Origin of the sequence: Nocardia sichangensis, assembly GCF_047200615.1 — a bacterium.
GTDB lineage: Bacteria > Actinomycetota > Actinomycetes > Mycobacteriales > Mycobacteriaceae > Nocardia > Nocardia sichangensis.
In genome coordinates, this window is sequence record NZ_JBJZOK010000010.1 from 199,566 (window position 1) to 223,214 (window position 23,649).

Genomic DNA, 23,649 nt, shown 5'->3' on the forward strand with positions numbered 1-23,649 from the left:
AAATTCTAGAGCGTGCTCGAAGTCAAGCCGCAGCCGGAATCCGGTCCGCCACAGCAAGGTATGAGCATCGCCGAGGCCGCCAGGCGGACGGGGGTCAGCGTGCACACCTTGCGCTACTACGAACGCGCGGGCCTGGTCGTCACCCCGGTCGATCGCGCGGCCGGTGGCTGGCGGCGCTACCAGCAGTTGGACCTGGACTGGATCACCGTCTGCACCAAGCTGCGCGCCACCGGCATGCCCATCAAAACCATCCGCCGCTACGCCGAACTCGTCGCCGCCGGGCGCGGCAACGAACCCGAACGGCTCGCCCTCATGGAGGCGCATCGCGCCGAGGTGGCAGCCAAGATCGCCGAGTTGCACGAGAACCTCGAACTCATCGACCACAAGATCGACGTCTACCGCGGCAGGCTCGCCGTTGGCGACGCCGATCGGTTGTGGGCGCCCGACCGCCGAGCCGACGCACGCTGAGCAAGCGGCTCCGAAATGCTTGCACCACAGGGCTAGTGGTCGAGCTGGGACAGGGCGAAGGCGGTGAGGAACCCGGCCACCGTGATCATTCCGACCCACAGATGGGCGTCCTCGAAGGCCTCCGGGATCATCGTGTCGGTGATCATGGCCAGGATCGCGCCCGCGGCCAGTGCGGTGATCGCGGCCAGCGCGGCGGGCGCGGCGTCACCGAGCAGTCCGTAGCCCGCCATGGCGGCCACACCGCTGATCACCGCTATCCCAGCCCACAAGCTGAACACGTAGCGCGGGCTGCGGTTCGCGCGGCGCATACCGGCCGCGCTGGACAGCCCCTCGGGAATATTGCTGATGAACACCGCGGCCACGGTGACCGCGCTGACGGTTTCGCCGCCGAGCAAACTCGCCCCGATGACGATGGACTCCGGTACACCGTCGAGCAGCGCGCCCAACGCGATGGCCGTGCCCGAGCCGGACTGCTCGGATTCGCTGGGTTGCTGGTCTCCCGAGCGCTTGCGGTGGCGGGCCCCGCGGCGGGCGAGGGCGACATTCGCCAGGGTGTAGATCCCCGCGCCGCCCACCGCGCCGAGGGCGGTGGGCGGCAGTCCGGCCTTCTCGTGCGCCTCGGCGATCAACTCGAACGACACCGCCGAAAGCAGTACTCCGCTGCCGAATCCCATCACGCTGGCCACGATCTTCGTGGGAACGCGCGCCCAGAATCCCACGAGAGCGCCTATCAGCAGGGCGGATCCGGCCAGTAATCCCCATCCGCCCGCAGCCCACAACCCCGACACTCAACCGTCTCCTCACCGCTCGGAACGCGTCGACCAGCGCGGATCATCGCCGGCCACCTGTCCGAGCTACCCGCACCCGCCGGGACGGAAACGAAGCCCAGGAACAGCGGGGGAAGGGGCGGCGCATCGGGTCAGGGTGTGGCGGTGCGCGTCGCGGTGATCGCCACCGTCGTGTAGGGCAGGGTGAAACTCCCGCCCATCGCATCGATCGCCGCGCCGACACCGTCGAGCACTTGTGTCAGTTTGTCCTCTGGGAGGCGGGTCATGGAGCCGTGCGTCGGAAGTTGATCGAGCCACTCGTCGCGGGTGTAGGTGCGCTCCCACTGGAAACTCGATTCCAGTGGATCTTCGAATCGACCGGTCTCCCGGATGCCTTCGGCCGCTTTGTCCAGCATCTGCCGGTACACCTCCAAGGCTCGCGTGCCCGGCTGGAGGGTGAACGGCGAGTCGGGCGCCACCCGCCGGTACACCACGCCATACGCTTCCGCCACCTCGGTCGGGAGATGGAACACATGCCAGAATGCGGAGAGCACGCCTCGGGGACGCAGAACCTCCGCCGCTTTCGCCGCCCCCGCGACCGGATCGACCCAGTGCCAAGCCGTTCCCGCGATGACCGCATCGAAGACGCGGCCTGCGCTGTCCCAGGTTTCGAAGGTCGCCACGTCGACCTCCAACCCTCGGCCCCGTGCGAATTCCGCCATCCGCGGATCCGGTTCGACCCCCAGCACCGTGCAACCGGCCGCCTGGAACTGCCGGGCTTCGACACCGGTGCCGCAGCCGACATCCAGGACCGCGCGCCCGGGACTGATGGAAACGATGTGCTCTATCAGGGCTTCGGGATAGCTGGGCCTGGTCCGGTCGTAGCGTTCGGCATTCACCCCGAAGGACTCCGCGATCTGCCGGTGCCGGTGCGGCGTTTCCTCCGGCGAAGGTATAGTGGGCATGCGCCCACTTTAAATGGGCATGCGCCCACTCGGCAACGGGTGGGCTCGATCCGAACAGAAAGAGGCACCCGTATGCCCACCGGAGTCGCCCTCCGCGACGTGCGCGAGCAGTTGTTCGACGCCGCCGACCGGATCCTGCTCCGCCACGGGCCGAGCGCGCTGACCAGCCGGGCGGTCACCGCGGAGGCGGGCTGCGCCAAAGGCGTTCTGCACCGGCACTTCACCGACTTCGACGACTTCCTCGCCGAACTGGTGACCGCCCGTATCGTCGAGATCGAGCGACGGGCTGCCGCTCTGCGGGAATCCGCCGGGAGCGGCGCCGTGGTCGAGCACCTCACCACCGCGCTGACGGACGTGTTCGGCCCGGTCACCACGGCCATCGTCGGCTTGATCACGTTCCGGGACGAATTGCGCGCACGCCTGCGCCGCGACCGGCCGACCGGCGTCCCCGTCCTCGCGGAAGCGACCGCCATGATCGCCGGGTACCTCACCGCCGAACGCGACCTCGGCCGGATCGCCGCGACCGCCGACGTCGACTCGCTCGCCCCCATGCTGATCGGGACCGCGCACCTGTTGTTCGCCGATCGGGACGCCGGTCCGCCCTCGCGTGAGGCGGTCGGCGGTGCGGTGAGCGCGGTCGTCGCGGGAGTACTGTCCGGCTAGTGCGAGCGCCGAGGTGAAGTCTCCGGCCCGGTGCTCGGCGTCGGGGCTCGGTCAGTGCGCGCCGAGCGCGTCGAGGATCATCGGACGCGCGGTCGCGAGTGCTTGCTGCCAGTAGGGCCAGGTGTGTGTCCCGTCGACGGTGTCGACGCGGGCGGTCATCCCGAGTTCCGCGAGCCGATCACGGAACATCTGGGCGGCGATCGTCGTCATCGACTCGAGGCCCATCGCGTTGACCGTGTTCCCGACTCCGAACGGCACGTCGAGCGGGCCGGGCAGCCCGTTGCCGGTCGAGACGTATATCGGCAGTCCGCGCAGCAATTCGGCCTGTTCGGTGGCGTCGTTGCGGCTCCAGGCGGGGTCCCCGACCGGCCCCCACATGTCGTCCACATTGAAATTGCCTTCGTCCCGCATGGCGGCGCGCATCGCTTCGTTCCAGAGCGGGAACGTCGGGTGCAGGAACCCGGAGAACGATCCGGCGAACTTGAACTGGTTGCGATGGTATCCGGCCAGGATCAGCGCGGCGTTGCCGCCCATGGAGGCGCCGACGACGGCATCGTTGGTTCGCGACACGCCGAACCGCTGGAGGTAGGCGGGCAGTTCCTGGGTGAGGAAGGTCTCCCATTTGTACGTCGTCTCTTGGCCGTTCGTGCTGCTCGGCTGGTACCAGTCGGTGTAGAAGCTCGAGTGGCCACCGACCGGCAACACCAGGGTGACGTTGTCGTCCGCGAATTGGGCCAAGGCGTCGGTATCGGTCGTCCACTGACTGTGGTCGGCGGGCGCGCGCAGGCCGTCGAGCAGGTAGAGCGCCGCGCTTCCGCCGCGGGCCGCCCATTGGACCTGGACTTTGATCGGTCCCATGCTGGACGGCACGGAGAGCTCGCTGAAACCGCGCGCCGGTGCGCGCAATATCGGCGCGTGGATCGGCGCGGCGGTAGCGACGGCTCCGCCGAGGGACGACATGAGCACGGCTGTTGCCATGACAGCGCCGGTCTTCCGCATTCGACCGCGAATACCCCGCTGCTTTCCAGACCGCGCCGCTGCGCCCACCCGCATACCTCCTACCCGTTCCTCGCTCGAAAACGAGATCCAATTCATTTGTAGTTCAGTACGATTCGCTTTCCCGGCATGCGCCTCCGCGCCCATGATCGCGAATTCATCCTACGTTGCGCCGTATTGGCTACCGGATCCATTCCAGTCAAACCTGGGAAGTCCGGGCTGCCCACCGGTGCGAGTGGTGTGGGCAGCGCACCGACGTCGGCCGGCTGCTGTGGCCCGGTCGGGCGACGAATCGCCGGTCGGGGAAACGCTGGTGAGCGCCTCGCTCTGATGGTAGCTCGACAGTTGCTATGCGACGGACCTTCGGCGTGTTCGAAATGCGGCGTGTCGCGACCGGGAGCCCAGTCGTCGGGATCCCGCAGTAGGACCGGGCCGTTACGCGCTGCCGATCCGGTGCGGGGCGAGAATGGTCGCATGGCGATCTCGCTCGACCAGGCAGACTCGGTCCTCGCCGCGGCCCGCGAGGCGGCGACCGGACTCGGCGAGGCCGTGTCGCTGGCAGTGGTGGAACCCGGCGGAATCGTGGTGGCCGTCGCGCGGATGGACGGTGCGCCTGCGCGGGCGAGCGAAATCGCGAAACACAAGGCGGAGGCGGCCATCGCGCTGGGGTTCGACACCGTGCACGTGACCACCGCGCCGCGAGAGCAGTCGCTGTTCGGCGAACCTCGGCGACCGGACGCCCACGCATTGGTGCCCAACGGCGGTGGCGTCCTCATCCGGATCCGCGGTACGGTCCTCGGTGCGCTGGGAGTATCCGGCGCGGCCTCCTCGATCACCGATCACAAGATCGGCGCAATCGCTGTCGCTCAACTGAATTGATCGCTCACTGCCCTCCATCCGGTGACACGGGCGCGTTCTTCGGCGGCAGCCCACCGGAAGCGACCGGGCGGGGCTTGTCCTGCGCGCCTTCGAGGCCGCTGCGACCGAAGCGGGCATGCCCAGCGGTCAGGCGTCGAGCGCGCGCGGCTGCCGTCGCACCACCGGTGGCTCGGTGGACCACGGGAAATTGATCCACCGGTCGGTGCGCCGCCACACGTATTCGCTGTCGACTTCCGACCACGGCTTCTGGTAGATCACCGCACAGCGCACCTCGGCGACCTTGCCGGAACAGAAGTCGCGCACCAGTTTCAGGGTGGCGCCGGTGTCGGCGACGTCATCGGCGACCAGCACGGTGGCGCCTGCCAGATCCACCGCCTGCGGCACCGGCGGCAGCATCACCGGCAACTCCAGGCGCTGGTCGACGCCGGTGTAGAACTCGACGTTCATCACGTGCAGGTTCTTCACGTCCAGGGCGTAGCCGAGTGCGCCCGCCACGAACAGCCCGCCCCGCGCGATCGAGAGGATCAGATCGGGCTCGAAGCCGTCAGCGGCGATGGTCGCGGCGAGTTCCCGGCTCGCGGAACCGAACGACTCCCAGGTCAGTACTTCGCGATCCGTCACAGGCTCTCCCATCTCGCTGGACGCGACGCAGCGAGCATACGAGTGGCCGCGCAGGTTTCCCGGGCGGTTGCTCACTGCCATGGGAAGCCGGAGGCAAGATGGCCGGAAATCTCGATATCACGTCCGTATCTCTCGTCCGGCCTGTGTGTTCGCCGCCATACGCTCGAGCGCATGGACAGCCACTACGACGTGCTCGTCATCGGTTCCGGCTTCGGCGGCAGCGTCACCGCGCTGCGCGCGACCGAGAAGGGATACCGGGTGGGCGTGCTCGAGGCGGGCCGGCGGTTCGCCGACCACGAGTACGCGAAGAACTCCTGGCATCTGCGCGAGTACCTCTGGGCGCCGAAACTCGGCTGCTACGGCATCCAGCGGATGACCCTGCTCAACGACACGTTCATCATGAGCGGGTCGGGAGTCGGCGGCGGGTCGCTGGTGTACGCCAACACGCTGTACGAGCCGCCGGAGAAGTTCTACCGCGACCAGCAGTGGGCGCACATCACCGACTGGCGTTCCGAGCTGGCGCCGTACTACGACCAGGCGAGGCGAATGCTCGGTGTGACCGAGAATCCGGCGACCACTCCGACCGATCGAATCCTGCGCGAAGTCGCGCAGGACATGGGCATCGGCGACACTTATCGCCGCACGCCGGTAGGGGTTCTGTTCGCGGACAACGGTTCTCGGCCGGGAAAGCAGGTCGCCGACCCGTTCTTCGGCGGCGTCGGACCGGCGCGCTCGACCTGCACCCACTGCGGCGAGTGCATGACCGGCTGTCGGCACGGCGCGAAGAACACACTGGTGAAGAATTATCTCTACCTGGCCGAAAAGGCCGGAGCCACGGTGCATCCGCTGACGACGGTGACGGACGTTCGGCCGCGACCGGAGGGCGGCTACGAAGTGCGGACGGTGCGGACCGGGCGGTGGGCGCGCAAGGGCGAGCGGACGTTCATCGCGGACCAGGTGATCTTCGCGGCCGCCGCGCTCGGCACCCAGAAACTGCTGCACCGGTTACGCGAGAACGGCAGTCTGCCGCACGTCTCGTCGCGGTTGGGGCATCTGGCCCGCACCAATTCCGAAGCCGTGCTGGCCGCGCGGTCGCTGCGCAAGGGCACCGACTTCACCAAGGGCGTGGCGATCACCTCGTCCATCCACCCCAACGAGTACACCCACATCGAGCCGGTCCGCTACGGCAAGGGCAGCAATGCGATGAGTTTGCTGGCCACCGTGCTCGTGGACGGGCATGCGGGCAGGGCGCGCTGGTGGCTGGGCGTGCGGGAATTGATCGCGCACCGCCGCCACCTCGTCCGGCTGCACAACCCCCGCCGCTGGTCCGAGCGCAGCATCGGCGTGCTCGTCATGCAGAACGTCGACAACTCGATCGTCACCTACACCAAGCGCGGCTTGTTCGGCAGGCGCATGACGACCAAGCCGGGCGACGGCGCCGCACCGCCGACCTGGATTCCGGAAGGACACGAGGTGACCAGGCGCATCGCGGAGAAGATCGGAGGCCTGCCGCAGGGTGGCTGGACCGAACTGATGAACATCCCGATCACCGGCCATTTCATCGGCGGCTGCGCCATCGGCGACTCGGCCGAGTCGGGCGTCGTCGACGCCTACCACCGGGTCTACGGACACCCCGGCCTGCACATCACCGACGGCTCCACCATCTCGGCGAACCTGGGCGTGAATCCATCCCTGACCATCACCGCCCAAGCCGAACGCGCCATGTCGTTGTGGCCGAACAAAGGCGAGGACGACCTGCGTCCACCTCTCGGCACGGCCTACCGCAGGCTCGCGCCGATCGAGCCGAAGAACCCGGTGGTTCCGGTCGCCGCGCCCGGCGCGTTGCGCCTGCCGATCACCCCGGTCTGAGCGGGCGGTAAACCGGTCGCGTGCGGCCGGTCCCGGTGCCAGGATCGGCGCATGCCCCGCCATGTCGTCCTCGAACCGCTCGACGAAGCGTTGCTCACCGATCTGCTGCACACCGCGGTGGCCGACGCGCATCCTGGCGAGGTCATGCCGGTGGAAGCGCCGGACGCGAGCTGGAATGCCGACCGAGAGGCGGATTTCCGAGCCTTCCACCGCGGCCGCGCGCTGGCGGAGCAGCCCGTCGAGTCGACCTACGGCATACGGGTGGACGGCGAGGTGGTCGGCGCGGCACGACTGTGCCGGTTGCCCGCCTCGGACGGCGCAGCCGAGGCGGGAGTCTGGCTCGGCCGCTCCCGCCGAGGCACGGGAATCGGCACCGCCGTGTTCGCCGCATTGATCGAGCGGGCAACCGCCGAGGGCTACTCGGGGCTGTTCGTGAGCACGACGCCGGACAACATTCCCGTACTCCACCTGTTGACCGCACGCGGAATCGACTACGTCCTGAACGGCAACGAGGCCACCGCTTGGATTCGCTGCGGCTGAAGCCAGTGTCTCCGCGACTGAGTGAAGCGAGACCGAGCATGCGCCGTTCGCGGCCCGGCTCGCGTCCGAGATGCGACTGCATGAGCGGCAACCACGCGCAGCCCGGTCACTTCAACCGCGCGCGACGTCGCAGCATTGATACCGACGCGCCCCGCGCACCTCCACCACGTCTTTCGAGCGAAGCGAGACCGAGCACCCGCCGTTCGCGGCCCGGCTCGCGTCCGAGCGGCCGCCGCGTCCGCGACGAAGTCGCCAGCGGCGGTTGCTCGGACGCGAGCCATGAGGGGGCCGCGAACACGCAGCGCCGCAGGCGCTGCAAAATAAACACCGTGCGCATCTTCTTGGCCGGTGCGACCGGCGTTATCGGAGTCCGCTTGCTTCCGCTGTTGGTCGAAGCGGGGCACGAGGTCGCGGGGATGACCCGATCGGCGGGGAAGGCCGATCCTTTGCGGGCGCTGGGGGCCGAGCCGGTGGTGTGCGATGTGTACGACGCCGACGCCCTGTCCGCCGCCGTGGTCGGGTTCGGGCCCGACATGGTGATGCATCAGCTCACGGACCTGCCGGACGACGCGGCGCTGCTGCCGGAGCGGGCCGAGGCGAACGCGCGCATCCGTACCGAGGGCACCCGTAACTTGATCGCCGCCGCGCGGGCGGCCGGGGCGAAACGCTTTCTCGCCCAGAGTATCGCGTGGGAGCCGCCCGCGGGCCGGGGCGCGGTGATCCAGGAGCACGAAGCGGCTGTGCTGGACTTCGACGGCGTGGTGGTGAAGTACGGCCAGTTCTACGGTCCTGGCACCTACTACGAGACCGAGCTGCCCGCGCACCCGCGCGTGCATGTCGACGATGCCGCGGAGCGGACCATTCCGCTGCTGGATGCCTCGAGCGGTGTGGTGATCATCGCCGACGCGTCCTGACCGGCGGTCAGGACGCGCAGGGGCCGGTGTCGACCGGGCGGTCGGAGCGCCACCCGTGGTCGAGCCGGTCGAGGACTTCCGGCAGGCTCGTGGCGAATCCGACATTGCTGTTGTTCTCGTCGACACCGAACACGATGCCCAGCACCCGGCCGTCGCGGTCGACCAGTGGCCCGCCGGAATTGCCGTGCTGGATCGAACCGTCCAAGGTGTAGATCTCGCGTTCCCCGACACCGGTGCGGTAGATGTCGCGCACCTGGCGTTCGGCCCGGCCGCGCACCCGCGTGGCGGACGCGGTGTAGGACCCGCCCCTGGGGTAGCCGAGCGCGATCGCGTCGTCGCCGGGATCGGCCGGTTCGGGCGCGACGGTCAGGGCGGGCGCGGTGAGCCCGGGGACGGCGAGCACCGCGATGTCCATGGTCGGATCGAACCGCACCACAGTCGCGGTGAGCGATCCGGCCGCGGTGTCGACGGAGACTTTGCTGGAGCCCGCGACGACGTGCGCGTTGGTCAGCACGCGCTCCGGCGCGATGACGAATCCGGAGCCGGACTGGCGCACGCCGCAGGTCGGCGCGAGATCCTGGACGCGAAGCACACTCTGGCGCAGTGCGGCGGGCATCGGTCCCGCGACGATGCCCGGATCGGGCGGCGCGAGCGGGCGGCTGAGCCCGGCGTCCACGATCGGTCCGGTGAGCACCTCCGACAGTCCGGACAGCCAGAACGGCGCGACGTCGTCGACGGTCCGCACGGTCGTCGAATCACGCACCAGGGCGGACGATTCCAGCGGTGCGGCGAACAGCCACACCACCAGCGGCACCGCGAGCGCGTAGGCGAGACATCCGCAGACGGCGTCGGCGCGTTGCGCGACGGGATCGGACACCGTCGCGCGTGCGGCTCGTCCGGCCCGGTGCCCGGCGACCGCGCCGAACGCGACCAACCCGGCGACCACCGTCAGCGCGAGCAGGAGCCGCACGGCGCCGGGAGCCAGCTGACCGAACACCGTGGCCGAGAGCGCCGCGCCGAGAATCGCTCCTGCCAAGGCGCCCGCGAAACCGGGCAGCCCCACGATCGCGCCGCGACGCCAGCCGAGCACCGCGGCCACCACGACGGTGGTGAGCACGGCGAGATCCAGCCAGTTCGGCAAGGTCAACGCCATACTCCCGTCGCTGCTGGTGGACAACGGCGACGGATTCGTCGTCGGCCGCCCCGTCGCCGTCCGGCTGTGTCACGGCCGACGAGTCGGCAACGGTCGAGCCGCTAATCTAATCAGCGATTCGAGCTGCGGCAACCACGCCGCGCTAGGCGGTCGGCTGGGTGGCCAGCGCTCGCCGGGCATACGCGCGCACGTCGGCATCGGTGTCGTCGATCGCGGCGCGCAGCGCGTCGTGCGCGGCGGGCAGGTCCGGCCACGCCGACAGCGACAGCACCGCCGCCTTGCGGACGTCGAGATGCGGATCGTGCAGTGCCGCAGCCAGGATCGGCACCGCGAGATCCGGGTCGCCACCCGCGAGCCCGCGCGCCGCACCTACCCGGATCTGCCAGGCCGAGTGACGCAGCGCGGCCGCCAGCGCGGTGACGTCGGCGGGCTCGGCGCCCAGCTGCGCGAACGCGGTCAGGGCCGCGGCGCGGACCAGCGGGTCTTGGTCGTCGGCGAGGCGGCGGATCACCTCGGCCCCGCCGTCGCCGATGGCGGCCAGGCCTTGGGCGACCGCGATCCGCACTTCCCGGTTGCCGTCGGCGGCCAGGGTGGCGACGCCGTCCCGATCGTTCAGCGAGACCAGCGCGCGGACCGCCTCGATGCGGACGCGATGATCCTCGTCCGCCAACGCCGCGCGGTAGTGCGCGGGTTCGCCTGCCCGCAGGGCGCGCAACAGATCGATCACCGTGGACCGCACGACGGGGTCGGCCGAGCCGAGCCGGTCGGAAAGTCCTGCCGCCGAGGGCAACACCTCGACGAGTTCGCGCAGGCTGGCCGCGGCGGCGCGCCGGACCGAGGCCGCCGTGTCGTCCAGCGCGTCGCCGAGGGCGGTCGCGAAGCCCTCCGGGGTGTGCTCGGTCAGCACCGAGATCGCCGCGGCCCGCACGCCCGCGTCGGCATCGGTCAGATAGCTGGACAATTGCTCCACGGTGGGCTCGTCGAGCGCGAGCAGCGCGACGATCCGGGGAGACGGGGGAGTGGCGGGCTGCGCCGGCGAACCGGCCGCGGTGCGATCGTGCTCAGCGCCGCCGCCGGTATGCGGCGCACGGCCGACGACCTGGTGCGGCTGGTGCACCGGCACCACCTCGGCATCGGCCGAGGGCAGGTCGTCGAGCCCGGGCACCGGAACCAGGTACGGCGCCACCGGCCGCTTCAGGAACGCCATGGTTCCGTCGGGGTTCTTGCGCAGGTTGAGGTGGTATCGCCATTCGGCATCGTCGCGTTCGGGTAGGTCGGCGCGCTCGTGGTAGAGGCCCCAACGGGATTCGGTCCTGGTCAGTGAGCTGCGGGCGGCCATCTCGGCGCAATCGCGGATGAACGACACCTCCGCCGCGCGCATCAGCTCGTGCGGGGTGCGCGCGCCGATGCCCTCGACCTCCCCGCGCATCCGGTCGAAGGTCTCCACCGCGATGGCCAGCTTGGTCGCCGTCTTGGGCGGCGCGACATAGTCGTTCACGAAACGTCGCAGCTTGTATTCCACCTGCGGTTGCGGCGGCCCCTCCGGCTGGCGCAGCGGCCGGTAGATCAGCTCATGGGCGGCGGCCAGCTGGTCCTCGGGCAACTCTGCGGGCGCGGCGACCTCGTCCAGGGTGGACGCGGCGTGCGCACCGGCGAGATCGCCGAAGACGAACGCGCCGATCATGTAGTTGTGCGGCACGCACGCCAGATCGCCCGCCGCGTACAAGCCGGGCACCGTGGTGCGCGCGTGCTCGTCGACCCACACTCCGGAGGCGGAATGGCCACTGCACAAGCCGATTTCGGAGATGTGCATCTCGATGTCGTGGGTGCGATAGTCGTGGCCGCGGTTGGCGTGGAAGGTGCCTCGGGTGGGTCGCTCGGTGGTGTGCAGGATTCCTTCGAGCGTGCTCAGCGTCTCGTCGGGCAGGTGCGACACCTTCAGGTAGATGGGACCGCGCGCGGATTCGATCTCGCGCTTGACCTCGGCCATCATCTGGCCGGACCAGTAGTCGGAGTCGACGAAGCGTTCGCCTTCGGCGTTGACCTGGTAGCCGCCGAACGGATTGGCGACGTAGGCGCAGGCCGGGCCGTTGTAGTCCTTGATCAGCGGGTTGATCTGGAAGCATTCGATGCCGCTGAGTTCGGCCCCGGCGTGGTAGGCCATCGAGTAGCCGTCGCCCGCGTTGGTCGGGTTCTCGTAGGTGCCGTACAGGTATCCGCTGGCGGGCAGCCCGAGCCTGCCGCACGGCCCGGTGGCCAGGATCACGGCTTTCGCACCGACGGCAACGAATTCGCCGGTGCGGGTGTGCAGGGCGGCGGCGCCGACGGCGCGTCCGTTGTCGGTGAGCACGCGCACCGGCATGAGCCGGTTCTCGATGCGGATCTTCTCGCGCATCTTGCGCTGGCGCAGGACGCGATACAGCGCTTTCTTGACATCCTTGCCCTCGGGCATCGGCAGCACGTACGAGCCGGACCGGTGCACTCGGCGCACGGCGTACTCGCCGTACTCGTCCTTCTCGAACTTCACGCCGTAGCGTTCCAGCCGCTGCACCATGGCGAAGCCGCGCGTCGCGGTCTGGTAGATCGTGCGCTGGTCGACGATGCCGTCGTTGGCGCGGGTGATCTCGGCGACGTAGTCCTCCGGCTCGGCCTTGCCCGGGATCACGGCGTTGTTCACGCCGTCCATGCCCATGGCCAGCGCGCCGGAGTGCCGCACGTGCGCCTTCTCCAGCAGCAGCACGTTCGCGCCCTGCTCGGCGGCGGTGAGCGCGGCCATCGTGCCCGCCGTGCCGCCGCCGATGACGAGCACGTCGCAGTCCAGCCGAATCCGTTCCGATAGCGGCGGAATGTTCACAGTTTCTCCAGGATCTCGGCCTTCGTCGCGGTCCGGTCGATCGCGTCCCTCGGGCTGGGCACCGGCACCAGCGCCCGCAGCGTGCCGCCGCCGAGCACGGCGATGCGGTCGCCGAGCAGCAGGGCCTCGTCGAGGTCGTGGGTGACGAAGACGATGGTGGTGGGGTGGGCGCGCCAGGTCTGGATCAGCAGGCGCTGCATGGTTTCCCTGGTCTGGGTGTCCAGTGCGCCGAAGGGCTCGTCCATCAGCACGGCGCGCGGCGCGGCGGCCAGGCTGCGCGCGAGCTGGACGCGCTGGCGCATGCCGCCGGACAGGTCGCGCGGCAGGTAGTCGGCGTAGCCGGTGAGCCCGACCTCGTCCACCCAGTGCAGGGCGGTGGCCCGCCGCTGGGCTCGCGGTGTGCCGCGCAGGCGCAAGGCGAGTTCGATGTTCTGCCGCACGGTGCGCCACGGCAGCAGGGCGTCGTCCTGGAACACCAAGGCACGGTCGGCCGCGGGCCCGGTGACGTGGTCGCCGTCGGCCAGGATGGCTCCGTCCTCCGGCCTCCGCAGTCCGGCGACCGCGCGCAGCAACGTCGACTTGCCGCAGCCGGATTTGCCGACCACGACGAGAATTTCGCCCGGCGCGATGGACAGGTTCAGCCCGTCGAGCACCGGCTCGCCGCTATAGGCGATGCGGACACCGCTGAGACTCAGGGCCATTCCGGTCGATGCCGGTGCGTCGATCACTGTGGTCATGCTTCGACCTCCCTGGGCAGCCAGCGGGTTATGCGGCGGCCGGCCAGCTCGACCAGCCCCGATGTCGCGAAACCGAGGACGCCGATGGTGATCATGCCGACGAACACCGCCGGATAGTCCACGATGGTGTAGGCCTGCCAGGTGCGGTAGCCGACGCCGAGGCGTCCGGAGATCATCTCCGCGGAGATGAGACAGATCCACGCCACGCCGACGCCGACCGACAGCCCGCTGAAGACGCCGGGCAGGATGCCGGGGAACACCACGCGGGTGAGCACGTCCAGCCGGGACGCGCCCAGCGTGCGCACCGCGTCCTCCCAGATCGTGGGCAGTGCGCGCACCGCGTGCCTGGTGCTGACCAGCACCGGGAACAGCGACGCGGTGAACGTGATGAACACGATGCCGGACTCGTCGTTGGGGAACAGCAAGATCGCGACCGGCACCAGGGCGATGGCCGGGATCGGGCGGACGAGTTCGGCCAGCGGGCCGAAGGTGTCGGCGAGCAACCGCGACCGGCCCAGTCCGATGCCCGCGATCACGCCGATGCCCGCGGCCAGCCCGAAGCCGGTGACGATCCGGATCAGCGACTGCGCGATGTCCAGGTAGTACTGGTCGGAGCGCAACTGCGTGCCGAATTCGGCGACGATCTCGGTGACGGTCGGCAGCGTGTCGAACCGCAGGCCCGCCGCCCGCACGTTGTTGACCGTGAGCAGCTGCCACAGTCCGACCGCGGCGGCGACCGAGCCCACCCGCAGCAGGCGCGAGCGCCAGGCCGATCGCAACGCCGGCGTGGCCGCCGATCGGGCGGCGGCGGGTTCGGCCGCGGCCCGCACCGCCGGTGCGGCCAGTTCGCTGGTCATCCGCGTACTTCCGTGACGGCCTGGTCGTAGCCGACCGGCGTGGCGGACGGGTGCGCCTGCCGGTAGCGCTGCGCGGCCGCGGTGGTGGTGAAGGGCAGGTAGGCGGCGCCGTCGCGCAACCAGATCGACTTGTCGGCGAACCAGCGGGTGCCGAGTTCGGTGTCCGGGACGTAGGCGGCGCGGATCGTCCGGCCCTGCGCTTTCGCGGCCTGGACAGCGCGCAGCAGGCAGGTCGGGTCCGCGGCCGGTTGCGGCTTCGCCGCGCCGTCCACCCACAGTTCGCCGGCCAGCGCGGGGTTCTCCGCCGCTTTGCCGCAGATCGGGTCGGCGCCGGTGACCCGGGTCGGGTTGGCGGTGGCGGCCAGGTCGCGGTCGTAGTCGCCGCGTCCGGTCTCCGTGTACGCCTTGCGCAGCGGCCCGTCGTCGACGAACCGATCGATGTCGAGGTCGGCGAAGTCGCCGATCGACTTCAGGTAGGCCACATCACCTTTGAGCGCGTTGACCAGGCTCGACTTGAGCGTGGTGTCGAAACTCGTTCCGCCGGGACCGTTGTAGAGGTACACCACCTCCTGCGGCAGCCCGGACCCGTCGGCGACGATCTTGGCGGCTTCGAACGGCTTCTCCTGCAGGAATTGGGTGGCATCCAACTGCGCGGCCAGGAACGCCTGCAGGACCTCAGGGTGATCGGCGGCGTACGCGCGTCGGGCCACCACGCCGTGGAAGGTCGGCACGCCGAGTTCGGCGCCGTCGTAGAGCAGCTTGGCCTTGTTCTGGAAGACGACCAGACCGGGCCACGCGACGAATTGGGACAGCGCGCCCACTTGGTGGGATTCCAGGGCGGTCGCGCCGACCTGCGGCTGCTGGTTGAGCACTTCAACGCCCTTGGCCGGATCGATGCCCGCCCGGGACAGCGCCTGCACCAGCGTACCGTGCCCGGCCGAGCCCACGCTGGCCGAGATCTTCTGGCCCGCCAGGTCGCCGATGCTGGTGGCCGCCGAATCGTTCGGTACGACGACCATGTTCAGCGCGCCCTTGGGGTTGTACCCGGTGACCGACACCAGTTCGGTCCGCGCGCGCTCGTTGACCTGGGTGCGAGAGCCGTTGATCAGCAACGGGTAGTCGCCCATGGAGCCGATGTCGATCTTCTCGGCCACCATCTGCGCGGTGATCGGCGCGCCGGTGTCGTAGTCCTGCCACTCGACCTGGTACTTCGCCCCACCGTTGTCGGTGATCTTCTGTAGCCGCTGCTCGAGGTAGCCCTGCGCGCGCAGCAAGGTGCCCGCGGTGACGGTGTTGATGGTCTTGGACTGGTAGCCGACGACCACCTTGACGGTGCCGGCGGGGGTGTCGTCGGACTGCTCCAGCGAGCACCCGGTCAACGCGAGCGCGGCGGCGAGCAGGACGGGGGCGAGTTTCACTTTCATCGGTCTTCCAGATCAGCGGAGCAGGTAGGGCATGTTGACGGTGACGGCGCCGGTGGGGCAGCGGGCCGCGCAGGGACCGCAGTACCAGCACTCGTCCACGTGCATGAAGGCTTTGCCGTTCTCGGGGTTGATGGCCAGCGAGTCGAGCGGGCAGATCTCGACGCACAGCGTGCACCCCTGGATGCACAGCGACTCGTCGATGGTGACGGGGATGTCGGCGCGCTGGTTGACGAGTGCCATCTAGAGGACCTTCCATTCGGGTGTGCTGCGGGTCAGGCTGCCGCGCATGGTGATGCGGTCACCGCGCATGCGGATGTACTCCAGATCGACCGGACGGCCGTCGTCGAGCCGGGTCAGTCGTTCCAGCATCAGCAGCGGCGCGCCGCCGGGGACGTCGAGGGTGGAGGCGGTGTGCGGGTCGGCGGGCACCGCTTCCAGGGCGAGGTCGGCCGAGCCGAGCGACTGGCCGCTGATGCGTTCCAGCAGCACGAAGACGTCGGTGTGCTCGAGGTCGTGGCCGAGCACCTCGGTGCCGATGTCGGGCACGAGGTAGGTGAGGTCGAGGCTCAGCGGCAGATCCGCCAGGTAGCGCAGGCGCTCCAGATAGACCACGCGCTCGCCGGGCGCGAGACCGAGCCTGCGCGCGACGGCGGGCGGCGCGGCGACGTGCATCGCCGCGCGCACCTCGTTGCGCACGGTGCCGTGGCCCTTGAAGGTCTCCTGCAGCCCGAGCAGAGCGTCGAGCCCGTGGTCGTACTTGCGGGTGGCCACCCGGGTGCCCACTTTCGGCGCCCGGTCGATCAAGCCCTCGTCCTTCAACAGCGCCAAGGCGTCGCGCACGGTGTTGCGGGAGGCGCCGTACTCGGCGGCGAGTTCCTGTTCGCTCGGCAGCGCGTTCTCGAACGCGCCCGCGTGCAACTGGTGGCGCAAGATGTCGGCCACCCGCCGCGCTTGATCGGCGCGCAACTGCCGCACCGGCGTGGGTTCCGCTGCCACCGTCTCCGCCTTTCTATCGCTGACCTGCACGAATAGCGACGATAGTGTGGTTGTGGTCGCGCGCTTTCCCGCGTCGCCGCCGGGAGAAATCAGAGGATGTTATTGCGCCGGGAGCCTCGCGGCCCGACCTGGCGATATGCGCGGCCGTACGGCTAATACGCCACGTCGGGTTACGGCGGCCGAATTCGGATCACAGCGATTCGAAAGCGACGTCCCGCGGGCCGCGTCGCGCGAATCTACGGTCGCGGACCGTAGGTATTGAGGAACAGCGCCGGCCCGGCGCCGAAGAAGCCCGCGCGATCCAGAGCGAGCAGGGCCGCGAGCGCTTTGGCGGTGTAGACGGTCTCCAGGTGCAGCCCGGCGCGTTCGGCGCGCTGTGCGGCATCCACGGCGGCGGGCGTGGTGTGGCCGTAGCCGGGGCCGAGCCATTCGATGGTCAGCGTGAGGTCCTCCGGCCGCAGCCCGGTCGGCGCGAAGCGCGCTCCGCGGGCGCGGAGCAGACGCTCGGTCCGTCCGGCGAGCCGGACGATGTGCTTCGCGTCGAGGGGGAGCGTGTCGTTGACGACGACTCCGACCACGCGCGTGCGCAGCCCGGCCAGGCGCAGGCCGAGTGCGAGGCCCGCGGCGGTGCCGCCGGATCCGACCGCGGTGACGATGTGCCCCGGCTCGGGCAGCTCACCCGCCGCGATCTGTGCCGCGAGTTCGCACGCCACCTCGACGTAACCCAAGGCTCCGACCGGCGACGATCCGCCCGCAGGCAGGAAGTACGGACGCGTGCCGCCCCGCACGCGTCGCAGATACAGCCAGGGCGCCGCGAGGATCGTGCGCAGTTTGGTGTGCGTGAAATGCAGAGCGGCGCCTGATTTCTCCAGCCGCCGCAGTTGCGCGCGCACGTGGTCGTCGACCGGCTGGTCCACCAAGGCGAGCTCGGTATCGATGCCCTGGGCACGGCCGTACAGGGCGGTGGCGAGCCCCCAGTTTGTTCCGGTGCCGCCAACGGTGAGGATGGTGCGCGCGCCCCGTCGCCGTGCCTCCGGCAGCAGCCACTCCAGCTTGCGGACCTTGTTGCCGCCCCATTCGCCGTCGCCGTATCCGCTTTCGTCCTTGCACCACAGCTGGGCCGTGGTGCCGAGGTCGCACCGGCCGACGGGCGTCGGAGCGGTGCCGAGGCGGACGAACGGCAAGGTGTCGGCCACCTCGGGAAAACGCTGGTGCAGCAGCGCCCCGGTCACGGTGTGATCGCGTCGGGGATGCCCAGCAGCGCCGCCTGGACCTCGTGCAGCCGGTCGATGTCGCCGCGAATGCCCGCGACGTTGTCGTTGTACAGGAACGCCTCACCGAGCCGGACGAGCGCGTAGGCCAGCAGCGCGGGTTCCAGCGGCGGATCGTATCCGTCCTCTTCGGCGGCGCGCGCGATCAACTCCTGGACGGTGCCCACGACCAGCGGCTGTACCGGCCCGTCGCTCGCGGTGAGGATGCGCAGGCCGGACAGCGGCTCGTTCTCGAAGTAGCGCCGGAACGGCTCGTTGTCGGTCATCCAGCGGTTGACCCGGTAGAGCACGTCCAGGATGCGCCGCGCGCCGGTGGAGCGGCGACGGGCGTCGGCGCGGGTGAGCAGCGCCTCGAACTCGCCGGCCAGAACGGCACCGAGCACTCCGTCGCGGGAGCCGAACCAGCGGTAGACCGAGGCGCGGCTGAGTCCGAGCTGCCCGGCGATCGCCTGGATGTCCACGCGCTCGCCGGACAGGAACGCCCTGCGAGCATGCTCGATGACCTGTTCCCTGGTCGCGGAGGCCGGGCGGCCGGGAGGACGGGTGGTCCGCTGACTGGAATCGATCACCGCGGAATGGTACATCTTTTAGAACATGTATCGAAACGCGCCGTGCTCAGAACCACTCGTCCCGCATCTGCAAGGTGGTCGTATCCAAGGTGGCGAGCAGATCCAGCGCCGGTGCGGTCTTGGGTAATTCGAAACGATAGAAGAACCGGGCCGCGTGCCGCTTGCCATCGTAGAAATCACCGGATCGGTCCGCGGTGGCGAGGAACTGCTCCAGCCAGATCCAGGCCAGTACGGTGTGCCCGAACGCTTCCAGGTGCACCGAGCTGTTGGCCAGCGCGGCTTCGATGTCGCCGGAGGCGAACAGTCCCGCGGTCACCTCGACCAGACGCCGCCATGCCGAATCGAGTTGAGCGGCAAGCTCGGCGGCCTCGCCGCCGGCCGCGCGCGCGGCGGTGATGGTCGCGTCCACCCGGGCCCCGAGCGCGAGCAGGCTCGCGCCACCCTGCTGGGTCACCTTGCGTCCCAGCAGGTCCAGGCCTTGGATGCCGTGCGTGCCCTCGTGGATCGGGTTGAGCCGGTTGTCCCGGTAGTGCTGCTCGACGTTGTATTCGCGGGTATAGCCGTAGCCGCCGAGTACCTGGATGGCGAGGCTGTTGGCCTCGAGGCACCACTGCGAAGGCCAGCTCTTGGCGATCGGGGTCAGGATGTCCAGCAGCAGGGTGACCGCGCGGCGTTCGTCCTCGGATTCGGCGGTGCGCTGCTCGTCGACCAACTGCGCGCAGTAGAGCACCAGCGCCAACGCGCCTTCGGCATAGGACTTCTGGGCCAGCAGCATCCGCTTCACGTCGGCGTGCTCGATGATCGGCCGCTGCGGCGCGGACGGGTCGGCGGGGAGCTTGGCCCGGCCCTGGGTGCGCGTGCGGGCGTAGTCGAGCGACTCGAGGTATCCGGTGTAGCCGAGGGCGGTGGCGACCAGGCCGACGCCGATGCGCGCCTCGTTCATCATGTGGAACATGTAGGTCAGTCCGCGTTGCGGCTCGCCGACCAGGTAGCCGATCGCGCCGGGCGCGCCACCGGGCGTCCAGCGGCCCTCGCCGAAGTTCAGCACGGTGTTGACCGTGCCGCGGTAGCCCATCTTGTGGTTGAGCCCGGCCAGAGCGACGTCGTTGCGCTCACCGATCGCGCCGTCGTCGCCGACCAGGAACCGGGGCACCACGAACAGCGAGATGCCCTTCGTGCCCGCGGGGCCGCCGGGGATCTTGGCCAGCACCAGGTGCACGATGTTCTCGCCGAGTTCGTGATCGCCGCCCGAGATCCACATCTTGGTGCCGAACAGGCGATACGTGCCGTCGCCCTGCGGTTCGGCGCGGGTGACGATGTCGGCGAGCGAGGAACCGGCCTGCGGCTCCGACAGGCACATGGTGCCGAAGAAGCGGCCCGCGAGCATGGGCTTCACGAACTTCTCGACGTGTTCCGGGCCGTGGGCGAGAAGCAGATTCGCGTTGGCCACCGTGAGGAACGGGTAGCCCGCGGTACCCGGGTTGGCCGCCTGGAACCAGGCGTAGCTCGCCTGCGCGACGGTCGCGGGCAGTTGGGCGCCGCCCAGTTCGTAATCCATTGCGGCCGAAGGCAGACCGGCCTTCGCGAAGGCGGCCAGCGCCTGGCCGACCTCCGGGATGATGGTCACGCGCTCGCCGTCGAAGGTGGGTTCGTTGGCGTCGTTGAGCTTGTTGTGCGGCGCGAAATACTTGGTGGCCAGCTGCTCGCTGAGCTCGAGCACGGCGTCGAAGGTCTCCCGCGAGTGCTCGGCGTACCGCTCGCGCTTGGTGAGCGCTTCGACGTCCAGCCACTCGTAGAGCAGGAACTCGAGATCGCGCCGGGACAACAAGGTCGACCGCATCAGCCAGTCCTTTCGAGACATGTTCGACTTATTGTATCTTACGGGCCAGTGTGCGGGTGCGGGACCGGTAGTCCCTGCCGAATGCGTATCCGGGTGCGCCGCCGGACCGGCTGTCGTGGACGATGTCCTCCCCGACGCTCCCACCAGGCTGGTCGTCCTCCAGTTCGGTCGTCCGCCGGTGGTCATCATCCGCAGCCGAGCAATCCGCGTTCTCGCGCGATCGCGGCCGCCTCGGTGCGGCTGGACGCTCCGAGCTTGGTGAGGATCCGCGAGACATGCACACCCGCGGTATTGGCGCTGATGAACAACTCGGCCGCGATCTGTCGGTTGCTCGCGCCCGTAGCCACCAGGCGTAGGACGTCGAGTTCGCGCGGGGTCAGGCCCGAGATGCTCGCTGGCCGGGCCGTGGCGGGCCGGTTCCCGGCTTCGGCCAGGTCGATCCCGGCGCGGTGGGCCAGCTGTCCGGCTTGCTCGGCGAGTGGCGCCGCCGCCAACTCGTCCGCCAGCCCGAGGACCGCCCGCAGTGCGTCGCGTGTCGCCGCGCGATCACCCGCGGCCAATTCCGCGCGGCCGGATTCGAGCAGGCCGCGCGCCAGCTCGTACGGCCGACCCAGGGCTCGCCAGGAGGAAGCCGCCGCGGCCCAGTCGGCGGGACGGCCGCTGCGCACCGCGTGGCAGGAATTCCGGTACGCGGCGTCGACCGCGGTGGTCACCGGCAGCTTGGCGACAGCGGAGTCGAGGACCATCGGCGCGCAGCGGGTCCGGGCGATGGCCTCGGCCAGTGCCCATGCCTCGTGCGGGTGCGCGACCAGATCGTCCGCGGTCAGCGTCGCTGCGCCGATCTCGGCGGCGCGCTGCGGATTGCCCGCCGCGTGCGCGATCTCGGTCTGCACGGTGTGCAGCTGGATCTGATATTGCCTGGCCCAGCGCCGATTCCCGAGCAAGGGTCGCGCGGTCGCCGCGCTCGCCGCCGCGGCCTGGTCGTCCCCACGCGCCAGCATGATCCGCGCGTGACACAGCAGCAGCGCCGCGGTGCTCAACGGGGGCAACTGCTCGGTGAGCGATTCGTCGATCAGATCCAACGCTTCGTTCCAGCGGCCCAGCGCTGTGAGCGCCTGCGCCCACTTGACCAGCAGGATCGGCGCGGCCTCGGCGAATCGGTAACTCTCGTGCGCGGCGCGCAGCCCCTGCTGGATCGCCGTGATGGCCGCTTCGTCGGCGCCTGCCGAGACCAGCAGCGCCGTCTCCCACAGCACCACGGTCAGCAAGGTGCCCGGATCTCCCGCGGCCTCAGCGGCGGCATGCGCCCGCTCGAAATGGGTCATGGCGGCGTCGGGACGGTTCGCGGTGGCCAGCCCGAGATAGGCGTGGGCACGCGCGGCCAGCGACGCGGCGCTCCGGTCCTCGCGAGGGTCGCTCGAATGCCGCCGGTGCCTCGCGGCGTCCGCACCAGCCGTGTCCTCTGCTTCGACGCCCCCGCCCGGGTTCGTTGCGACCGCGCCCGGCGCGCGGAGCGACGATGCCGTGACCGGCGAGGTGTCGTTGACGGGCGGGTCACCACGTAACTGTTCGGCTACCTCGACGGCGGCGCGCGCGTCGTTCTCGGCCGCTGTCGCGCCGCTGAACACCCGCACCGCGGCGAGTTCGGCGAGGGCTTCACCGCGTAGCAGGGTCGGCTGGTCCGAAGGAAGATAGGTCAGCGCCGCGAGCAGGTCGTCTTCGCCGCCGCCGCTGCTCTGATTGCGCAGTCCGGCGCGGTAGTAATGCAGGCGCGCGGCACGCTCCGGGTCGGTCCCCGCATCGGTGGCGGCCAGCGCCTCGTCGGCCGCCGCGATGCCGCGCTCGACGACGCCGCCGCGATGACACGCGGCCACGAGCGCTGCCAAGACGTCGAGCCGATCGGCGTCCACCCGTCGCGCCGCTTCCGGTACGCGGTCCCACGAATCGAGCACCCGGTCCAGGTGGTGCACCTGATCGCGATGCGCGCTCACCCTTTCCGCCTCCGCTGCGGCGTCCCACGCGGCTTCGAATGCCAGCGGCAGCTCTCCGGCGGCATGCGCGTGGTAGGCCAGTTCGGCGGCCGGGCATCGGTCCGCGCCCGGCTTCCTTCGCCGGGTAGCCAGGGCTTGGGAAAGGCTGCTGTGCAGCGCTTTTCGCTCCGCCGGTAGGAGGTGTTCGTAGACGGCGTCGCGGATGAGAACGTGCCGGAACTGGTAGCCGGTGTCGGTGGAAAGCAGGAGCCGCTGGTCGACCAGCTGACGCAGTGCTGTGGCGAGCGCTCCCTCGGGGAGGTCGGAGGCGGCCGCCAGCAGGGTGTGCCGGACCGGTGACCCGGCCACCGCCGCGAGCTGCAGCACCGACGCGGCCTGATCGGGTAGGTCGGACAGGTGATCGAGCAACAGCTCCGACAGCTGGGCGGGCGTGTCCTCCGGTGCGGGATCGAGTGCCTCGACGTACAGCGGAATTCCCCTGCTGCGCTGGAAGATCCGCCCGATGGTCCCTGGCTCGGGCTCCCTGCCGCGCAGCGCGGCCAATTGCCTGCCGACCTCGTGCCTGGTCAGCGGTGCTGGATTCAGCAAGCGGACACTCGGGTCTCGGCGCAGGCTCGCGATCAGCTTGCGCAACGGCTCGGAATCGGCAGGCCGGTGGGTGCCGACCAAGAACAGATCGCCTTCGGCGATGTTGGCCACCAGGAAGGCGAGCAATTCCAGGCTGGCGTCGTCGGCCCAGTGCAAGTCTTCCAGCACCACCACCAGCGGTTTGGTCATCGAGAACTGTTCCAGCACGGTGAGGATCTCACCGAACAACCGGATCCTGTCGGTGTCGGCCTCCGCCGCGCCCGACCGCGCCGCCAGTTCCGGAAGCCAGCGCGCCAGCGCCGGGCGCACTGGAAGCAGCGTCGCGAGCGCCTCCACGCCCTGGTCACGCAGCAGTGTGCGCATGACCGCGACGAACGGCGTGAACGGCACCCCTTTAGCGCCGAATTCCGGGCACCTTCCGTACGCCACTACCGTACGAGCCCCGAGCCGCGTCCGGAACTCCGCGACCAACCGCGACTTGCCGAGACCCGCTTCACCCCCGACCAGCACGGTATGCACCGCCGGGTCCCGATAGGCATCCTGCAACGCCGCGAGCTCAGCGGCCCGCCCCACAAACGCGCCGCACACCGGAAGGATGACCACGGCGCGATCATGCCCGCACCGCGCGCTCGACGCCAGTTCGCGAGTGGCACACCATCGAGAGGTCTTCTCGGCCGATGCCGCAGT

21 protein-coding genes are annotated in these 23,649 nt (G+C 69.8%); 6 read left to right on the plus strand and 15 right to left on the minus strand.

What is annotated here, in order from left to right; translation table 11 throughout:
- Nucleotides 1-12: 12 nt before the first annotated feature.
- A complete protein-coding gene (locus tag ACL03I_RS16685) occupies nucleotides 13-468 on the plus strand; it encodes a MerR family transcriptional regulator (protein WP_412806389.1) in 456 nt (151 codons plus the stop codon).
- A gap of 32 nt (nucleotides 469-500) precedes the next feature.
- On the opposite strand, the gene ACL03I_RS16690 is transcribed toward ACL03I_RS16685, so the two are convergent.
- Nucleotides 501-1,256, minus strand: coding sequence for a ZIP family metal transporter (locus tag ACL03I_RS16690; RefSeq protein WP_355080446.1), 756 nt, complete (start codon nucleotides 1,254-1,256; stop codon nucleotides 501-503).
- Between the two features lie 131 nt (nucleotides 1,257-1,387).
- On the minus strand, nucleotides 1,388-2,200 hold the full coding sequence (locus ACL03I_RS16695) for a class I SAM-dependent methyltransferase (RefSeq protein WP_356965263.1): 813 nt from the start codon (nucleotides 2,198-2,200) through the stop codon (nucleotides 1,388-1,390).
- Between the two features lie 72 nt (nucleotides 2,201-2,272).
- On the opposite strand from ACL03I_RS16695, the gene ACL03I_RS16700 reads away from it, so the two are divergent.
- Entirely contained in the window at nucleotides 2,273-2,863 is a 591-nt protein-coding gene (locus tag ACL03I_RS16700; RefSeq protein WP_412806390.1) for a TetR/AcrR family transcriptional regulator, read from the plus strand.
- A gap of 51 nt (nucleotides 2,864-2,914) precedes the next feature.
- On the opposite strand, the gene ACL03I_RS16705 is transcribed toward ACL03I_RS16700, so the two are convergent.
- Nucleotides 2,915-3,841 carry an alpha/beta hydrolase gene (locus tag ACL03I_RS16705; RefSeq protein ID WP_355080442.1) on the minus strand — a complete coding sequence of 309 codons (927 nt, stop codon included), beginning with the start codon at nucleotides 3,839-3,841 and terminating at the stop codon, nucleotides 2,915-2,917.
- Nucleotides 3,842-4,333: 492 nt separating this feature from the next.
- Between ACL03I_RS16705 and ACL03I_RS16710 the strand changes: the two genes are divergently transcribed.
- On the plus strand, nucleotides 4,334-4,738 hold the full coding sequence (locus ACL03I_RS16710) for a GlcG/HbpS family heme-binding protein (RefSeq protein WP_355080440.1): 405 nt from the start codon (nucleotides 4,334-4,336) through the stop codon (nucleotides 4,736-4,738).
- Between the two features lie 126 nt (nucleotides 4,739-4,864).
- On the opposite strand, the gene ACL03I_RS16715 is transcribed toward ACL03I_RS16710, so the two are convergent.
- Nucleotides 4,865-5,371 carry a phosphoribosyltransferase gene (locus ACL03I_RS16715; protein WP_355080438.1) on the minus strand — a complete coding sequence of 169 codons (507 nt, stop codon included), beginning with the start codon at nucleotides 5,369-5,371 and terminating at the stop codon, nucleotides 4,865-4,867.
- A gap of 159 nt (nucleotides 5,372-5,530) precedes the next feature.
- Here ACL03I_RS16715 and ACL03I_RS16720 point away from each other — a divergent pair, with 159 nt between their 5' ends.
- The 3 genes from ACL03I_RS16720 to ACL03I_RS16730 all read left to right on the plus strand — a co-directional run bounded on the left by ACL03I_RS16720 (nucleotide 5,531) and on the right by ACL03I_RS16730 (nucleotide 8,682).
- Complete coding sequence (locus tag ACL03I_RS16720) at nucleotides 5,531-7,228, plus strand: GMC family oxidoreductase N-terminal domain-containing protein (protein WP_412806391.1); 1,698 nt, start codon at nucleotides 5,531-5,533, stop codon at nucleotides 7,226-7,228.
- Between the two features lie 51 nt (nucleotides 7,229-7,279).
- A complete protein-coding gene (locus tag ACL03I_RS16725; protein WP_412806392.1) occupies nucleotides 7,280-7,768 on the plus strand; it encodes a GNAT family N-acetyltransferase in 489 nt (162 codons plus the stop codon).
- Nucleotides 7,769-8,097: 329 nt separating this feature from the next.
- The gene (locus tag ACL03I_RS16730) at nucleotides 8,098-8,682 is read left to right on the plus strand and encodes an NAD-dependent epimerase/dehydratase family protein (RefSeq protein WP_355078878.1); all 585 of its coding nucleotides are present in this window, start codon (nucleotides 8,098-8,100) and stop codon (nucleotides 8,680-8,682) included.
- A gap of 7 nt (nucleotides 8,683-8,689) precedes the next feature.
- On the opposite strand, the gene ACL03I_RS16735 is transcribed toward ACL03I_RS16730, so the two are convergent.
- The 11 genes from ACL03I_RS16735 to ACL03I_RS16785 all read right to left on the minus strand — a co-directional run bounded on the left by ACL03I_RS16735 (nucleotide 8,690) and on the right by ACL03I_RS16785 (nucleotide 23,565).
- The gene (locus tag ACL03I_RS16735; protein WP_412806393.1) at nucleotides 8,690-9,835 is read right to left on the minus strand and encodes a MarP family serine protease; all 1,146 of its coding nucleotides are present in this window, start codon (nucleotides 9,833-9,835) and stop codon (nucleotides 8,690-8,692) included.
- 142 nt (nucleotides 9,836-9,977) lie between these two features.
- Nucleotides 9,978-12,689: a fumarate reductase/succinate dehydrogenase flavoprotein subunit gene (locus tag ACL03I_RS16740; protein WP_412806394.1), complete on the minus strand. Its 2,712-nt coding sequence runs from the start codon at nucleotides 12,687-12,689 to the stop codon at nucleotides 9,978-9,980.
- The gene (locus ACL03I_RS16745; RefSeq protein ID WP_412806395.1) at nucleotides 12,686-13,426 is read right to left on the minus strand and encodes an ABC transporter ATP-binding protein; all 741 of its coding nucleotides are present in this window, start codon (nucleotides 13,424-13,426) and stop codon (nucleotides 12,686-12,688) included. The genes ACL03I_RS16740 and ACL03I_RS16745 overlap by 4 nt, the downstream gene beginning before the upstream one ends.
- The gene (locus tag ACL03I_RS16750; protein ID WP_412806396.1) at nucleotides 13,423-14,283 is read right to left on the minus strand and encodes an ABC transporter permease; all 861 of its coding nucleotides are present in this window, start codon (nucleotides 14,281-14,283) and stop codon (nucleotides 13,423-13,425) included. The genes ACL03I_RS16745 and ACL03I_RS16750 overlap by 4 nt, the downstream gene beginning before the upstream one ends.
- Complete coding sequence (locus ACL03I_RS16755; RefSeq protein WP_412806397.1) at nucleotides 14,280-15,707, minus strand: ABC transporter substrate-binding protein; 1,428 nt, start codon at nucleotides 15,705-15,707, stop codon at nucleotides 14,280-14,282. Before ACL03I_RS16755 ends, ACL03I_RS16750 begins: the two co-directional genes overlap by 4 nt.
- A 12-nt stretch (nucleotides 15,708-15,719) precedes the next feature.
- Nucleotides 15,720-15,947 (minus strand): 4Fe-4S dicluster domain-containing protein, encoded by a 228-nt coding sequence (locus tag ACL03I_RS16760; protein WP_039797742.1) that lies wholly within the window; start codon nucleotides 15,945-15,947, stop codon nucleotides 15,720-15,722.
- On the minus strand, nucleotides 15,948-16,703 hold the full coding sequence (locus ACL03I_RS16765; RefSeq protein ID WP_379256255.1) for a GntR family transcriptional regulator: 756 nt from the start codon (nucleotides 16,701-16,703) through the stop codon (nucleotides 15,948-15,950).
- Between the two features lie 236 nt (nucleotides 16,704-16,939).
- Nucleotides 16,940-17,935, minus strand: a complete 996-nt coding sequence (locus ACL03I_RS16770; protein WP_355078885.1) for a 1-aminocyclopropane-1-carboxylate deaminase/D-cysteine desulfhydrase — start codon at nucleotides 17,933-17,935, stop codon at nucleotides 16,940-16,942.
- Nucleotides 17,932-18,543: a QsdR family transcriptional regulator gene (locus tag ACL03I_RS16775; RefSeq protein ID WP_356969632.1), complete on the minus strand. Its 612-nt coding sequence runs from the start codon at nucleotides 18,541-18,543 to the stop codon at nucleotides 17,932-17,934. Before ACL03I_RS16775 ends, ACL03I_RS16770 begins: the two co-directional genes overlap by 4 nt.
- A gap of 46 nt (nucleotides 18,544-18,589) precedes the next feature.
- On the minus strand, nucleotides 18,590-20,383 hold the full coding sequence (locus ACL03I_RS16780; protein ID WP_412806398.1) for an acyl-CoA dehydrogenase: 1,794 nt from the start codon (nucleotides 20,381-20,383) through the stop codon (nucleotides 18,590-18,592).
- A 185-nt stretch (nucleotides 20,384-20,568) separates the two neighbouring features.
- Nucleotides 20,569-23,565 (minus strand): helix-turn-helix transcriptional regulator, encoded by a 2,997-nt coding sequence (locus ACL03I_RS16785; RefSeq protein ID WP_412806399.1) that lies wholly within the window; start codon nucleotides 23,563-23,565, stop codon nucleotides 20,569-20,571.
- Nucleotides 23,566-23,649 lie beyond the last annotated feature (84 nt).

What these genes read in the sequence shown, in the direction of transcription:
- ACL03I_RS16750 (WP_412806396.1), bottom strand. Translation starts at nt 14,283, where the DNA reads ATGACCAGCGAACTGGCCGCACCGGCGGTGCGGGCCGCGGCCGAACCC.
- ACL03I_RS16760 (WP_039797742.1), bottom strand. Translation starts at nt 15,947, where the DNA reads ATGGCACTCGTCAACCAGCGCGCCGACATCCCCGTCACCATCGACGAG.
- ACL03I_RS16745 (WP_412806395.1), bottom strand. Translation starts at nt 13,426, where the DNA reads ATGACCACAGTGATCGACGCACCGGCATCGACCGGAATGGCCCTGAGT.
- ACL03I_RS16705 (WP_355080442.1), bottom strand. Translation starts at nt 3,841, where the DNA reads ATGGCAACAGCCGTGCTCATGTCGTCCCTCGGCGGAGCCGTCGCTACC.
- ACL03I_RS16720 (WP_412806391.1), top strand. Translation starts at nt 5,531, where the DNA reads ATGGACAGCCACTACGACGTGCTCGTCATCGGTTCCGGCTTCGGCGGC.
- ACL03I_RS16755 (WP_412806397.1), bottom strand. Translation starts at nt 15,707, where the DNA reads ATGAAAGTGAAACTCGCCCCCGTCCTGCTCGCCGCCGCGCTCGCGTTG.
- ACL03I_RS16735 (WP_412806393.1), bottom strand. Translation starts at nt 9,835, where the DNA reads ATGGCGTTGACCTTGCCGAACTGGCTGGATCTCGCCGTGCTCACCACC.
- ACL03I_RS16715 (WP_355080438.1), bottom strand. Translation starts at nt 5,371, where the DNA reads ATGGGAGAGCCTGTGACGGATCGCGAAGTACTGACCTGGGAGTCGTTC.
- ACL03I_RS16725 (WP_412806392.1), top strand. Translation starts at nt 7,280, where the DNA reads ATGCCCCGCCATGTCGTCCTCGAACCGCTCGACGAAGCGTTGCTCACC.
- ACL03I_RS16780 (WP_412806398.1), bottom strand. Translation starts at nt 20,383, where the DNA reads ATGCGGTCGACCTTGTTGTCCCGGCGCGATCTCGAGTTCCTGCTCTAC.
- ACL03I_RS16710 (WP_355080440.1), top strand. Translation starts at nt 4,334, where the DNA reads ATGGCGATCTCGCTCGACCAGGCAGACTCGGTCCTCGCCGCGGCCCGC.
- ACL03I_RS16695 (WP_356965263.1), bottom strand. Translation starts at nt 2,200, where the DNA reads ATGCCCACTATACCTTCGCCGGAGGAAACGCCGCACCGGCACCGGCAG.
- ACL03I_RS16700 (WP_412806390.1), top strand. Translation starts at nt 2,273, where the DNA reads ATGCCCACCGGAGTCGCCCTCCGCGACGTGCGCGAGCAGTTGTTCGAC.